Origin of the sequence: Lentzea kentuckyensis (assembly GCF_002150765.1) — a bacterium.
Taxonomy (GTDB): Bacteria; Actinomycetota; Actinomycetes; order Mycobacteriales; family Pseudonocardiaceae; genus Lentzea; species Lentzea kentuckyensis.
In genome coordinates, this window is the sequence record NZ_MUYM01000028.1 from 31,692 (window position 1) to 46,674 (window position 14,983).

Annotated in this window: 5 protein-coding genes; 1 reads left to right on the forward strand and 4 read right to left on the reverse strand. The window is 70.8% G+C overall.

All coding sequences use genetic code 11. The features are described from left to right. Positions 1-2: 2 nt before the first annotated feature. Genes B0F77_RS15355 through B0F77_RS15370 form a run of 4 tightly spaced genes read right to left on the reverse strand, consistent with a single transcriptional unit; the run spans position 3 to position 13,339 of the window. Positions 3-1,229 (reverse strand): MFS transporter, encoded by a 1,227-nt coding sequence (locus tag B0F77_RS15355; protein WP_086663571.1) that lies wholly within the window; start codon positions 1,227-1,229, stop codon positions 3-5. Beyond that, positions 1,216-2,994 (reverse strand): non-ribosomal peptide synthetase, encoded by a 1,779-nt coding sequence (locus B0F77_RS15360; RefSeq protein WP_086663572.1) that lies wholly within the window; start codon positions 2,992-2,994, stop codon positions 1,216-1,218. The genes B0F77_RS15355 and B0F77_RS15360 overlap by 14 nt, the downstream gene beginning before the upstream one ends. Further along, positions 2,991-4,610 carry a condensation domain-containing protein gene (locus B0F77_RS15365; protein ID WP_086663573.1) on the reverse strand — a complete coding sequence of 540 codons (1,620 nt, stop codon included), beginning with the start codon at positions 4,608-4,610 and terminating at the stop codon, positions 2,991-2,993. The genes B0F77_RS15360 and B0F77_RS15365 overlap by 4 nt, the downstream gene beginning before the upstream one ends. Beyond that, a complete protein-coding gene (locus B0F77_RS15370; protein ID WP_086663574.1) occupies positions 4,607-13,339 on the reverse strand; it encodes a non-ribosomal peptide synthetase in 8,733 nt (2,910 codons plus the stop codon). The genes B0F77_RS15365 and B0F77_RS15370 overlap by 4 nt, the downstream gene beginning before the upstream one ends. A 315-nt stretch (positions 13,340-13,654) precedes the next feature. Here B0F77_RS15370 and B0F77_RS15375 point away from each other — a divergent pair, with 315 nt between their 5' ends. After that, a complete protein-coding gene (locus B0F77_RS15375) occupies positions 13,655-14,983 on the forward strand; it encodes a serine hydrolase domain-containing protein (RefSeq protein ID WP_086663575.1) in 1,329 nt (442 codons plus the stop codon).

The window sequence follows — 14,983 nt, forward strand, 5'->3', positions numbered from 1 at the left end:
GTCTAGCCTTCCGTTCGATTCGCTTGCGGGGGAACCACTTTCCCGGCGAACGCCGACCCGGCCGCAGCGAGCAGGCAGACACCCGCGAGCGCGACGAGCAGTGACACGCCGTGCCCACCGCCGAGCAGCCATCCCGCTGCTGCCGGGCCCGCGATCTGCCCGAGCTGGGTGGAGAGGTTGAACACCGCGTTGTAGCGGCCGCGGACACCCTCCGGCGCGAGATCGTTGATCATCGCGGGCAGGGTGGGCGCGAGCAGCGCTTCGGCCAGCGCGAACACCGCCATCGCGAGCACCAGCGTGACGGGGCTCGGCGCGGACGCCATCAGCAGCCACGACACGGCGAACACACACCCGGCCGCGGCGGCTCCGGTGGTTCTCCTCGATTGACGTTTGATGACGACCAGCTGGCTCACCGCCAGCACAGCCGTGTTGACCGCGAACGCCACGCCCACCACGGTCGTCGACACTCCGGCGGGGCCGGTCGCCCACGCCGGGAACGCCGCGGTGGTCTGACTCAGCGCCGCCGTCCAGAACATCGTGTTCAGCACGAACGCGACCAGCAGCGCCCGATCTCCGAGCACGGCGCGGTATCCGGGGTTCTCCCGGCGCGGTTGCCGGTACCCGCGGTCGAGCGTCAGCAGGACGAACGCGAACAGCACGAACGAGACTCCGTCAACGAGGAAAACCGTTGTGTAGGCCGATGTCTCGCCGAGTGACAGCACGAGGCCCGCCGCGAGGGCACCCATGCCGGTGCCGATGTTGTACGTCGTGTACCCCAGGCCGAACGCCGCGCCACGTTGCTGCGCGGGTACCACCACCGCGAGCAGAGTGGACAGTCCGTTGGTCGTGATGCCGCCGGACGCGCCCAGCAACAGGCAGGCGATCAGCGCGGTCGTGACATCGTCGGCCAGCACGAACCCGGCCGTGCCGACGCCGCCGACGACCTGGCCGGCGGCGAACGCCTTGAACGGGCCGATCCGGTCGATCAGGACGCCCGCGAGAGGCATGGCGAGGAGTCCTGCCAGCCCGATCGAGCCCAGTAGCAGACCCGCGGTCGCCAGTCCGATGCCGCGCACCTCGTGGAGGTACACGATGAGGAACGGCTTGGTGAGCCCGCTGCCGAAGCACGACAGCAGGTTCAGGCCGAGCACCAGCCACGCGGTGCGGCCCAGCGGCGGGACCAGCCCGCCGGAGGGGCCGCTCGCGGTGGCGGAGTCAGCGTGCCGCATGCAGGTCCCCGAGGATCTCGTCGTCGAGGCTCAGGTCGTCGAACTCGGGCGCGGCGTGCAACGACAGCGCGGCCTGCTTGCCGTGCTCGCGGTAGGTCGAGATCAGCTGGGCGAACCCGGCGACCGACGCGTCCTCGAGCCACGTCGCCACCGGCAGGTCGACCTGGTAGGCGCGGATGAGCCTGGCGACGAGGCGGGCCGCGAGCAACGAGTTGCCGCCCTGCTCGAAGAAGCTCAGCCGGACGTCCACAGAGGACAAATCGAGCAGGTCGGCGAAGTTCTCCGCGATCGACTCCTCCAGCGGGGTGCGCGGCGCGGAGTCCACGGGCGCCGCGGCCGGCTGCGATCCCAGCCTCGACCGGTCGATCTTGCCCTGCCTGGTGAGCGGCAGGGAGTCGGTCAGCCGGACCTCTGCGGGGATCATGTGCCCCGGCAGGCGTTCGGCGGCGAAGTCGAGCAGGTCCGCGGTGGACGAACACGCCACCACGTGTGCCACGAGTGCCGCCCTGCTGGTGCCCTGGTTCTGCACGCCCACCGCGACCGACTGCACGCCGGGGTGGGCGGCGAGCACCTCCTCGATCTCGCCAGGCTCGATGCGGTAGCCGCGCAGCTTGATCTGGTGGTCGACGCGGCCGTGGTAGACGAGCCTGCCGGAAGGATCCTGGTGTACCAGGTCGCCGGTGCGGTACATCCGGCCTCCCGAGGGATCCGGCAGGAAAGAGGCAGCGGTCAGGCCGGGCCTGCCGAGGTAGCCGCGGCTGACCGGCGTCCCGCCGACGTACAGCTCGCCGACCTCGCCGTCGGGAACCGGGTGCAGCGAGTCGTCGAACACGTGCAGCCGCGCGCCCGCGATGGCCGTGCCGATCGGCACGGGGCCCTCGCCGGTCGCGGAGGTCTCGAAGGCGCAGCACGCGACAGTGGTCTCCGTCGGGCCGTACTCGTTGACCACCGTGACGCCGCTGTCCCGCCAGAACTCCAGCGCCCGGTAGGTCAGCGCGTCGCCGCCGACGACGAGCCTGGTGGACGCGTTCGCCGCGTCGGCGGGAGCGAGGGCGTCGGCCAGCAGTTCGAGGTGGGCCGGGGTGAGCTTGACGAAGCGGAAACCGCCTGACGCCATCGCGCGAGGCAGGAAGTTGACCGGTGGGTCCTCCTCCGGCAGCACCACCACCGGCTGGCCGGCGAGCAGCGGCACGAACAGCGAGGTCACGCTCAGGTCGGTGTTGACGGCGGAGTGCAGCGGCACGCCGCGGTCACCTGCGGAGTTGTAGGCAGACAACGCCCACCGCAGGTAGTTCACCACCGAATCGTGCTGCACCATCACACCCTTCGGCGCGCCGGTGGAGCCAGAGGTGTAGATGACGTAGGCGAGGTTCGCCGGATCGGTCGGCGGGCCCGTGAACGTGCCGGGCCGTGCGTCGATCGCCGCCCTGTCCTGCGCGAGCCGCTCGGCCGTGATGGTCAGCAGCACGTCGGCGTCCCGCACGATGAAGCGGCGTCGTTCCGGCGCTTCGGCGGGGTCGATCGGCAGGTAGGCGGCGCCCGTCTTGAGCACCCCGAGCATCGCCGCGATCAGGTCGACAGACCGCGGCAGGCAGACCGCGACCACGGTTTCCGGCCCAGCCCCGACCGAAGCGAGGTGACCCGCCAGCCGATTGGCCCGCTGGTCCAGCTCGGCGAACGACACGCGCTCGTCCCCCGCCACCACGGCGACGGCGTCCGGGCTGCGTCGAGCCTGGTCCGCGACCAGGCCGTGCAGCGTGCTCATGAGTGGTCCTCCTCAAAGTTCTCGTTGCGCCACATGGCTTCCACCTCGTCGCGGATGCCCTCCGAGTCCGGCGTGCCCGCGACGCTCTCCGGCGACTCGATGGCGCGCGCGAGCTTCTCGACCGAGGTCAGGCTGAAGATCGTCTCGACCGGGATGGCGACACGGAGCGTGCGCCTGATCTGCCGCATCGCCCGCACGGCCAGCAGCGAGGTGCCGCCCATCTCGAAGAAACTGGTCCGTACGTCGAGCTCGTCCCTGCCGAGCAGACGGCGGAAGATGTCCGTCAGCTCGGTTTCCAGCTGTGTCCGGGGTTCCGGTGAGGTGCGTTCGAGGGTTACCGGCGCCGCGGCCGCGACCAGGTCCGCGCGGTCGAACTCGACCCGCGCGTCCGGCTCGTCGAGCATCTCCTCGACGACGTCGAGCCATTCGGCTGCGATGCGTTGCGCCGTCGGGAGGTCGAACAGGTCGGAGTTGTACTCGAGCCAGCCGCTCATCGCGTCGCCGTCAGGACGCAAGGCGAGCCGCAGGTCGAACATCGCGGTGTCGCGCGGAACGTCGCGCGGCGTGAGCCGGGCACCGGGCAGGTCGACCACCGGCGCCGGGGTGTTCTGCACGGCGAAGAACACGTGGAACAACGACCTGCTGCGATCAGGGGCGACCTGCTCGACGACCTGTTCGAACGGCGCGTCCTGGTGCGAGAAGGAGTCGAGGCTGGTGTCCCGGACACGGCGCACCAGTTCGCGGAACGTCGGGTCGCCGTCGATGTCGGCCCGCAGCACCACCGTGTTCACGAACAATCCGATGCTGCGCTCCACCTCGGGCATCCCGCGCCCGGCGACCGGGGTTCCCACCGCGAAGTCGGCCTGACCGGACCGGCGGGCGAGCAACGCCTCGAACGCGGCCAGCAGCACCATGAACGTCGTCGCCCGCTCCTGCGCGGCCAGGTCGGCGACCCGCCGGGTCAGCACCGGCGGCAGGTGCACGTCGACCCGTCCGCCGCGGAACGACTGGCGCTCGGGGCGCGGCCGGTCGGTGGGCAGCGCGAGCGAGGGCACCCCGGCGAGCCGGTCGCGCCAGAACGCGAGGTCCAGCCGGGCGGCCTGCTCCCGTTGCCACTCCGAGAAGTCCGCGTACTGGATCGGCAGCTCCGGCAGGTCGGGGGAGCGTCCGCCGGTGATGGCCCGGTAACACTCGGCGAGCTCGTCGAAGAACACCGCGAGCGACCAGCCGTCGCAGATGATGTGGTGGGCGTCCAGCCTCAGCACCCGTCCGGACAGCCTCATCCTGAGCAACGGCAACCGGTCCAGCTCGAACGGCTCGTCGGTCTCGTCGAGCGGGATCTCACCGGTCGGCTCGATCACCTGGCACAGCCGGCCGCCGAAGCGTTCGTCGTCCTCGTCGAACAGCACGAACCTGGTCCGCAGGATCTCGTGCCTCGCGACCAGGACCGCGAGCGCCTCGCGCAGCACCTCCAGGTCGAGCTCACCGTCCACTTCGAACTCGCCCGACATGTGATAGGTCCGGTGTGCCTCGGGATTCAGCTGGCACAGGAACCACATCCGCTGCTGGGCGAACGAGGCCGGGAACACGTAGCTCTCGGCGAGGCGTCCGCTCATGACGATCCTCCCTGTCGATAGGTGACCCGGCGTTGTCTGGTGATCGCGGGCGCCGCGGTGGCCTGTTGCTGTCCGCTCATCTCGTCCGCCAGCTCGGCCACCGTCGGGTGGTCGAAGAGCGCCCGCAGCGACACGGGAAGCCCGAGCGACTGCCGGATGCGAGCGACGACGGCATTCGCCAGCAGCGAGTGGCCACCCAGCTCGAAGAAGTCGTCGTGCCGCCCGATGCCGTCGCGGCCGAGCACCGCCTGCCAGATGTCGGCGATCTGCCGTTCCACGTCGTTGGCAGGCCGCTCGTGTCCGGCGCCGGTCCAGTCGGGATCGGGCAGGCGCAGCCGGTCGACCTTGCCGGTGCGCGTGTGCGGCAGCTCCGGCAGCTGGATGTAGGAGTCCGGCACCAGGTACGACGGCAGCACCGCGCGCATCCGCGTCCTGAGGTCCGGATCACCGACCACGTACGCGACGAGGTGGTCTTCTCCGCGGTCGTCTGACCGGACTACCACCGCGGCCGCGTTCACTCCGGGGCATCCCCGCAGCGCGGCTTCGACCTCGGCGGGTGCGATCCGGTGGCCGCGCAGCTTCACGTACCCCTCACCCCGGCCCGCGAACTGCAGCGTTCCGTCCGGCAGCCGCCTCAGCACGTCACCGGAGTCCCAGTGGCCTCCCGCGACCTGGGGGCCGCGGCACACGGCCGGACCGTGCGGTTCGGGAAGCTCGATCTCGATGCCCGGGACGGGCCGGCCGACGGGCACGCTGTCCCTCCGGTCGGCGGGATCGGCCACGTGCAACGTGGCGAGCGTGCATTCGGTGGCACCGAACAGGTTCACGACCGTGCAGTCCAAGCCCGCGATGTCGGAGCCGCGCAGCTCTTCTCCTCCGAGCACCGCGACGCGGACCGTCTCCGGCCAGCCGGAGGGACGCAGGTGACGAAGCACTGTGGGGGTCGAGTGGTAGACGGTCACGCCCGCGTCGCGGATCTGGGCGACCACCTCGTCGGCAGACGACGCCCGCACGTCGATCGGGCACAGCGTCGCGCCGGTCAGCAGTGCGCCGAAGATGTCCAGCACGGCCGCGTCGAACGTGTACGAGCTCAGCTGGGACACGCGGTCATCTGGCCGGATGCCCAGTGCCTTCACGTAGTTCCGCACATGCAGCATCACGTTGCGATGGGTCTGCGCGACACGCTTCGGCTCGCCTGATGACCCCGACGTGTGCAGCAGATAGGCGACATCTTCTGGCGCGTTCCGCGCAGTGGCGATCGGCTTTCGATGATCACCACTGGCCGGATCACCAGAACGGCCGAGGCCGACCGTCGGCAGACCCAGGTCCGCGTCGACGTCCGTGACCACGGCGGCGAGTTCGGCGGCTCTGGCCAGCTGAGCCAGCCGTTCGGGCGGGTCGGCCGGATCCAGCGGCACGTACACGTGTTCCGCCGCCAGCACACCGAGAAACGCGTCGGGCACGCGCGTGACGTCCGTGCACAGGACACCGACGTGACTCCCCGGCTCCAGATGACGCAGGTGGTACGCGAGACCTCCTGCCGACTCGGCCAGCTCGCGATAGGTTCGGCCGGCCACCGCGATGTTGTCCGGACACGCCTCGACGATCTCCGCGAACCGGTCCGTGATCGACTGCTCCGGCAGCGCCACCGGTGTCGGCGCCTCGGGCTCGCGCAGGCCGAGGTCGGCGACGCGGACGTCCCGTTCTGTCATCTGCCGCAGCACCTCGGCGTAGTCGGCGAGCAGCTGTCGCACGGTGTCCGCCTCGAACAGGCCGGCGTCGTACTCGACCAGCAGGTCGAGGCCGCCGTCGGAAGCGCCGGACAGGTACACGTCCAGGTCGAACTTGGGCGCGGGCCTGGGCGTGTCCACCGGCGTGACCGTGAGGCCGTCGAGCTCGGGCACGGTGGTGGGCAGGTCCAGGTTGTTGAACACCACCCGCGGCGCCCGCCCCGCCGGACAACCCTGGTGCGCGAAGGCGTCGATCACCGTGCGCCGCACCCGGCCGACGACGTCCAGGACGGGATCGTCCGCGGTCACGGACGTCCGGATCACCGGTGTGCTGACGAACATCCCGATCGCGCGCTCCAGCCCCGGCTGGTCGCGACCCGCCACCGGCACGCCGACCGCGATGTCGTCCTGGCCGGTGTGCCGGTGCAACAGCACGGTGAACCCAGCGAGGAGCACCATGAACGGCGTCGCGCCGGTGCCGGCGGCGAGACCGCGCAGCGCGTCGAGCACACTGCTGTCCACAGTGGACCTGCAGACGCCGCTGATCTCCCGGCTCGGCTGCCGGACGCGGTCCGTGGGCAGCTCCAGCGGTGCGAGATCGGCGAGCTGCTCGTCCCAGTAGTCGTGGTCGACGCGTTGCCACTGCGTGAAGTCGACGTGCTGCAGTGGTGGATCGGGCAGCGTGCCACCGTTGTAGAACGTGGCCAGCTCGGTGAAGAAGACCGGCAACGACCAGCCGTCGCACACCAGGTGGTGTGCGGTCAGCGTGAGGACGTCCTCGTACAGCGAGGCGCGCAGCAACGGAGGGCTCGTCAGGTCGAACGGCCGGTCGTCGGGTTCGCGGCTCAGCGTGAAGTCCACCGACGGGTGGATCCGTTGCCGCACCCGGCCGTCGACGCTCACGAACCCGGTGCGCAACGGCTCGTGCCGTCGCACGATCTCCTGCAACGCGCCTTCCAGCCGGTCGACGTCCACGGGACCTCGCAGTCGCAGCGCGCCGCTCACGGTGTACGCGAGGTTCGCCGCGGGACTCAGCTCCGCCGCGAGCCACACGCGTTCCTGCGCGGGCGACGCGGGCATGTCCGGCTCGCGCCGCACGCGTTCGATCGGCCGAACCCTGGAACCGGTGCGGACCACCTCGGCCAGCCCGGCGACGGTGGGGTGCCGGAACACCGCGCTGACCGGCACGTCCACGCCGGTGAGAGCACGCAGCCGGGACACCAAGCGGACCGCGGACATCGAGTGCCCGCCGAGCCGGAAGAAGTCGTCGTGCGCCGCGGCCGCGCCGCAGCCGAGCACCTCGGCCCACACGGACGCCACGAGCTCCTCGGTGGCCGACAGGACCGCCACCCCTGTCTTCCCGGTGCGAGCGGACGGCAGCGCCTTGCGATCTACCTTTCCGTTGGGCGTCAACGGAAGCGAGTCGAGCACCAGCACGGATGACGGGACCAGGTGGCCGGGCAGCCGGTCGCGCAGCCACTCCCGCACGGCGTCGCCGTCGACGGCACCGACGACGTAGCCGACGAGAGCGTCGCCGACCACACCGGCGACGGCCTGGGTGACCCCGGAGAACCGGGACAGCCAGGTCTCCACCTCACCGAGCTCCACCCGGAACCCGCGCACCTTCACCTGGTTGTCGGCGCGTCCGACGAACGTGAGGCCGCCGTCGTTGCGGTAGCGCGCCAGGTCGCCGGTGCGGTACAGCCGGGAGCCGTCCGCCGCGGGCACGAACCGGTCCGCGGTCAGCCCACCGCGTCCGTGATAGCCGCGTGCCAGTCCGACACCGCCGACGCACAGCTCGCCCACCACACCGACGGGCGCGCGCCTGCCGTCCTTCATCACCACCACCCGCTCGCCCGCGAGCGGACGGCCGAGGCTGATCGACGTGGGGTCGACCAGCTCGTCCACTGTGGACCAGATGGTCGTCTCGGTCGGCCCGTACACGTGATGTACCGGCGCTCCGGTGTCGAGCAGCCGCCTGGCCAGCTCGGACGGCATCGGCTCCCCGCCGCACAGGCACCGGACGCCGTCGGGCCGCCAGCCCGCGTCCAGCAGCATCCGCCACGTCGTCGGCGTCGCCTGCACGACCGTCGCGCCGACCTCGGTCAGCCTGCGGCCGAGCAACGCCGGGTCCATCACCTCCTCGCCGGTCAGCACCGCGACCTGCGCGCCGCACGTCAGCGGGAGGAACAGTTCGAGCCCGGCGATGTCGAACGACAGCGTCGTGACGGCCGCGACCACGTCGCCGGGCGAGAGCGGCACCTCGGCGGCGATCGCGCGCAGGAACGCGACGATCGCGCGGTGGGGGATGGCCACGCCCTTGGGCGATCCGGTCGAGCCGGACGTGTAGATCAGGTAGGCGAGGTTGTCCGGATCGACGTCGGCGGACACCGCCTCGGCGGGCAGCCCGGCCAGCGCCTCGGCTGTCACGTCCGGGTCGTCGAGCACCAGCGCGGCGCCGGAGTCGGCGAGCACGAGATCGATCCGCTCCGCCGGGTACGCCGGGTCGACGGGCAGGTAGGCCGCGCCGGCCTTGAGGATTCCCAGCAGCGCCACGACCATCCACGGCGTGCGCGACATCCGGACGCCGACGACGTCCTCCGTGCCGATTCCCCGCGCCCGGAGCCGGTGCGCGAGCCGGTTCGACCACAGGTCGAGCTCGGCGTAGGTGAAGGCGTCCCTGATCGCCGTCCCGCTGCCCGCCACGAGCTGGTGCAGGCACGTCGCCGGCTCGTCCAGCGCCGGTCCGGTGCCCCACTCGTCGAGCACCGCCCGTTCGGCGGGATCCACCAGGTCTACGTCCGCCAGCGGCGTGTCGGGGCCGGCGCCCAGCACCGTGTTCATGTGCCGGACGAGCCGCTGCGCGGTGTCGCGGTCGAACAGGTCGGTGTTGTACTCCAGCCAGCCGTCGCCGGCGGGGTCGACCGACAGCCACAGGTCGAACTTGGCGGTGTCCGTCGGCAGCTCGACCAGCGGCAGCCTCACCGGGGGAGTGTTCTGCATGGCGAAGAACACCTGGAACAGCGGTGACCGGCTGGTGTCGCGGTGCGGGTCGACAGCGCGCACGACCCGTTCGAACGGCACGTCCTGGCGGGAGAACGCCTCCAGGCTCGCTGCCTTCACCCGGCCGACGAGCTCGCGCAGCGTCGGGTTCCCGGACACGTCCGCCCGCACCACGACGGTCTCCGCGAACAGCCCGATCGCCCGTTCCAGACCGGGATGTCCGCGTCCGGCGACCGGTGTGCCGACCGCGAAGTCCGGGTCACCTGACCACGTGGCCAGCACGGCCTGGTACGCCGCCAGCAGCGCCATGAACGGCGTGGCACCGCAGTCCTGCGCGAGTTCGCCGGTGGAGAGCGACACCGGCACGCGATCGCCGCGGTAGGTCTGCGTCGGCGGCCGGGGCCGGTCGGTCGGCAGGCCGATCGGCTCGAGGTCCTTCAGCGTCCTGCGCCAGTGATCGAGGTCGGGCTCCTGCTGCCGTTGCCACACCGCGAAGTCCGCGTGCTGGATCGGCAGCTCCGGCGGCAGCCCGCCGTCGTACAAAGTGGACAGTTCATCGAAGAACACCGACAGCGACCAGCCGTCGCAGACCAGGTGGTGCGCGGTCAGGGTGAGCACGTCGCCGGTGAGCGAGGCGCGCAGCAGTGGCGGGCTCGTCAGGTCGAACGGCCGGTCGTCGGGCTCACGGCTCAGCTCGAAGTCCACCGACGGCAGGATCCGTTGCCACACCTGCCCGTCCTCGTGCACGAAGCCGGTGCGCAGCGGCTCGTGCCGTCGCACGATCTCCCGCAAGGCCCGTTCGAGGCGGTCGACGTCGACGGGGCCGGGCAACCGAACGGCGCCCCGCATGAGGTAGGCGCGGCCGGCGTCCATCTCGTTGAGGAACCACAACCGTTCCTGGGCATGGGAAGCCGGAACGCGGTCGCGGGCGACGGGCGTGATTCCCCCTGCTGCGGGCGGGCCGGCCGCGACCGCTTTCGTCAGCTCCGCCACCGTCGGGTGGTCGAACACCGCGCGCACGCCGATCTCGACCTCGAACACCTCGCGCAGCCGTGATGCGACCCGCGTCGCCGCCAGCGAATGCCCGCCGAGGTCGAAGAAGTCGTCGTCCACGCCGACCGTGCGGCCGAGCACCTCGGCGAACACGGACGCGACCAGCTCCTCGGCGCTGGTTCTGGGGGCGGCGGTCGTGGCGACGGGCTCGGGCAACGCGGCCCGGTCGATCTTGCCGTTCGGCGTCAGCGGCAGCTCGTCGAGCACCACCACCCTCGGAACCATGAACCCCGGCAACCGGTCGCGGACGAACGCGGTCACCTCGTCGGCGTCGGCGTCGCCCGCCGCGTACCCGACGAGCGTGTCGTCGCGCACGACCACCGCGGCTCGCCGCACACCGGGGCACCGGGCGAGGGAGGCCTCCACCTCGCCCAGCTCCACCCGGAAACCACGCACCTTCACCTGCGTGTCCGCTCTGCCGACGAACGCGAGCGCGCCGTCGTCGCGGAAGCGCACGAGATCACCGGTCCGGTACAGGCGGGAACCGCCGGCGGCGGGCACGAACCGCTCGGCGGTCAGCCCGCCACGACCGTGGTAACCGCGGGCGACACCCGTGCCACCGATGTACAGCTCTCCGATCGCTCCCGGCGGAACCGGGTTGAGGTCGGCGTCCACGACGACCACGTGCTCGCCCGCGAGCGGTCGTCCGATCGGCGGAGGGTCGTCGGCGGCCGTCACCCGTGCGCCGGTGGAGTAGGTCGTCGTCTCCGAAGGACCGTAGAGGTTGCGCACCACGACGGCCGGGTCGATGGCGGCGACGAGCCGGTGCGGCAGCGCTTCTCCCGCGAGGTTGACCGCCTTCACCGAACCGGGCAGGGCCGGTACCAGTTCGTCCATGATGGACGGAACCGTGTTCAGCATGCTGATGTCGAGATCGCGGTGCGCGTCGAGGAAAGCCACCGCGTCGGTGTCGGCGAGCACCACGGTGTGGCCCGCCGACAGCGGCACGAACAGCTCGAAGACCGACAGGTCGAAACAGATGGACGTGGCCGCGAGAACGCGTGCCAGCTCTTCTGCCGAGAACTCGGCCAACGCCCAGTCGACCATGGCGGCGGCGTTGCCGTGGGTGATCGCCACGCCTTTCGGCACACCGGTCGAACCTGACGTGTAGATGAGATACGCCAACGAGTCCGGCTCGATCTGACTGGTGACGGGGTCGTCCGGCCACTGCCGCAGGGCTTCCGCGCTCACATCCTCGTCCCGCAGCACGATCGTCGCGCCGGCGTCAGCGATCATGAAGTCCGTGCGGGCGGCGGGGTAGCCGGGGTCGATCGGGAGGTAGGCCGCGCCGCACCTGAGGACGCCGAGCAGCGCCACGGGCAGGCGGGACGAGCGGGTCACCCGCACCCCGACCACGTCCTCCTCGCCGACTCCGCGCTGCCGCAGCACGGTGGCCAGCCGGTTCGACTCGCGGTCGAGCTCGGAATAGGTCAGGGTCGCGTCGGTCGCGACGATCGCGGGTTGGTCCGGCGGCCCTCCGATCCGTGCGACGAGAGACCTGCCCGGCCAGCTGCGGACGCCTGCTCCCCATTCGCGCAGCAGCCGGTGTTCGTCGGCGGACAACAGGTCCAGCCGGGAGAGCGGCACGTCCGGATCCGCGACGACGGACGTGAGTGCGGTTGCCAGGTGGTCGAGCAGCCGCCGCACGGTGTTCGCGTCGAACCGGTCCCGCTGGTACTCGGCGGTGATGCGCAGGCCACCTCCGCGCGGCCACACGTGCACCTCCAGCGGTGTCCGTACATCACCGGCGCGCAGCTGCACCGGTGTCAGCACACCATCAGCGAACGGCAGGTCCTCCTGCTCGTAGCCGTGCACGGCGAGCAGCACGTCGAAGAGGTCGCCCTCGTACGGGCAGCTCTGGTGGCGGAACGCCTCGAACGAGGTCCGGCGAACCCTGCCGAGCAGCGAGCGGAACGTCGGATCGCCCGTGAGGTCCGCGCGCATCACCAGTGTGCGCGCCAGCAGCCCCACCAGGCCACGCAGCGCGGCGCTGGTGCGGCCTGCCACCGGGCAGCCGATGGCGAACTCCCGCTGACCCGACCACTTCGCGAGCACCACCTCCAGCGCCGCGAGCACCACGGTGAACAGGGTCGCCTTCTCGGCGTTCGCCAGATCCGTGACGCCGTCGAGCGCCGGGACGTCCACGGACGCGAACTCCGCGTGGAACGACGGCCGTGCGGGCTTGCGTGCGGGGAGGGCGCACGCGGGGACGTCCGCGAGCTGGTCGCGCCAGTACTCGCGGTCACGCGGCCGGACGGGGCCCGGCGTCCCGGCCCCGGGAGGCTCCAGCTCCTCGCCCGCGTACAGGCGGGCCAGCTCGGCCATCGCGATCCGCAGGGACACACCGTCGCACACCAGGTGATGTGCGGTGAACAGGACGAAATGATCCTCCACGCCCACCTGGTACACGGTCAGGCCCACCAGTGGACCCGCGGCCAGGTCGAGCGCCGCATTCGCCTTTTCCCGTGCGCGCTCGTGTGCGGCAGCGGGCGGATCCAGGCAATTCCGCAAGTCCTCCCAGACGGGTTTCACCGGTTCATCGTGAACGCGCTGCAGTGGGCCGTTCCGGTCGGCGTGGAACGTGCTCCGAAGTGCGGAATGGCGACTGGTGAGTTTCGTGAACGCCTTTGTGAGCACGACCCGGTCGAGTGGCCCGGCGAATCTGCCGAAGTGTGCCAGGGTGAAGACGGACGTGCCGGGGTTGACCTGTTCGAACAACCACACGCCCAGCTGGGCGGAGGTAAGCGGTGCACGCGTCATCGCGACATTCCCATCGAAGGCACGTCGAATGGTCGAATGGCGGAACGGTCTCCTCTCACCGAGCCGTTCCCAGGCCTTTTCTTTGTGGCACAACGACGTTCCGGTCAGTGGTTGCCAGAACGTGAACCCCAGGACATGTAACGTCCATGTAGCCCCAGTGCCATCCACCATACGAGTAGCCATCTGGGTGTCAAATCGGCGGGCAAAACCCAAAATTGTCAGCCTTTGTCACCGAACACGGTCAGGTTCACCGGTCTGGACTAGTTTGGGTTCGCTCACCCGCGGTAGTGGCGTGGTGCGGGGACACGGAGTGCTAGCCGCCCACCTGGAAGCTGAGTCCAGCGACGTGGAATTGGCCACGGCGCGTCACCTGCAGGGCCGGCTCTTCTCACTCGGACGGAGCATTGCCGGTTTGACAACGGTTTCTTCGGGGAGTTCTGTCGACGTCAGGTCTCCTCTCACCAGCCGCTCCGGCCGCGATCCCACCGGAGCGATCTGATGACGAGCACCGCCGAACTGGCGCCGTTGCGCCACGACATCGAGCAGGTCATGTCGGCGCACGCGATACCGGGCGTGAGCGCGGGCGTGCTCGCCGACGACGGCACCGAGCACCTGCAGACTCTCGGCGTCCGCGACGTCGGGGGACGTGCGCCGGTCGGGCCCGACACGCCGTTCCGCGCCGCCTCGGTCAGCAAGATCGTCACCGCGTCCGTCCTCATGAGACTGTCCGAGGCCGGTGACCTCGACCTGGATCTGCCGGTCCGCACCTATCTGCCCACGTTCCGGGTGCGCGATCCCGTTGTCACCGAGTGCGTGACGCTGCGCGACCTCGTCACCCACCGCGCGGGCTGGGTGTCCAACTTCTGCGAACGACGGCCGCACGACGAGTTCGGCGACGACGCGCTCGCCGCCGCCGTCACGGACCTCGCGCACGCCGCGCAGATCAGCCCGCCCGGCCGGTTCTACTCCTACTGCAACAGCGGGTTCTCCGTGCTGGGCCGCGTGATCGAGGTGGTGACCGGCACGTCGTTCGAGGACGCGGCGGACCAGCTGGTGCTGCGACCGGCAGGGCTCACCCGCACGCACTTTCCAGAGGACGGTTCCCCGCCGCCGGGAATCGCGTTGGGGCACAACGGAATCCCACCCGAGGTGGCACGACCGTGGAGCCGGTCGCGGGCACGGTCGCCGTCCGGCGGGCTCGTCACCACGGTGCGGGACCTGCTCGGGTTCGCGCGTTCGCTGCTGGACGGCTCCGTGCTGGCGCCGGAGACGGTCGAGGCCATGTGGACACCGCAGGCAGAGGCTGTCGGGTTCGCGGAGTCCATCGGCTTCGGCTGGAACGTCGACCACCTGGCGGACGGCACGTCGTACGTGGGGCACGGCGGCAACTCCGACGGGTACGTCGCGGTGCTGTCGATCGTGCCCGGCAAGCGGTTCGCCGTCGCGGCGCTGCTGAACTCGACGGCGTTCCCGCCACTCGGCGGCATGATCCAGGACTGGGCGACCGAGCTCTTCCTCGGCACGGCAAGGCCGGACGTGCCGGTGCGGGGCGAGATCCCGAAACCGGACGTCACCGCGTATCTCGGCCGGTACACCGACGGCGTCGACCGCGTGGACGTCGTCGACTCGCCGACCGGTGTCGTGCTGCGCCCGCCCGCGAACCGTCAGGACCTGCCCGCCACCGAGGTCCGGTTCACCGGAGCCGACGAGGGTGTCACGACCATCGCGGGCGCCCGGCTCGTGGTGCGGTTCCTGCGGGACTCCTCCGGCGCCGTGAGCTGGCTGCGGATCACCGGCCTCGTCTTCCGGCGGGAGGACTTCCGTTGA

Coding starts and splice junctions, on each gene's coding strand:
- B0F77_RS15370 (WP_086663574.1), bottom strand. CDS start 13,339: ATGGCTACTCGTATGGTGGATGGCACTGGGGCTACATGGACGTTACAT.
- B0F77_RS15365 (WP_086663573.1), bottom strand. CDS start 4,610: ATGAGCGGACGCCTCGCCGAGAGCTACGTGTTCCCGGCCTCGTTCGCC.
- B0F77_RS15355 (WP_086663571.1), bottom strand. CDS start 1,229: ATGCGGCACGCTGACTCCGCCACCGCGAGCGGCCCCTCCGGCGGGCTG.
- B0F77_RS15360 (WP_086663572.1), bottom strand. CDS start 2,994: ATGAGCACGCTGCACGGCCTGGTCGCGGACCAGGCTCGACGCAGCCCG.
- B0F77_RS15375 (WP_086663575.1), top strand. CDS start 13,655: ATGACGAGCACCGCCGAACTGGCGCCGTTGCGCCACGACATCGAGCAG.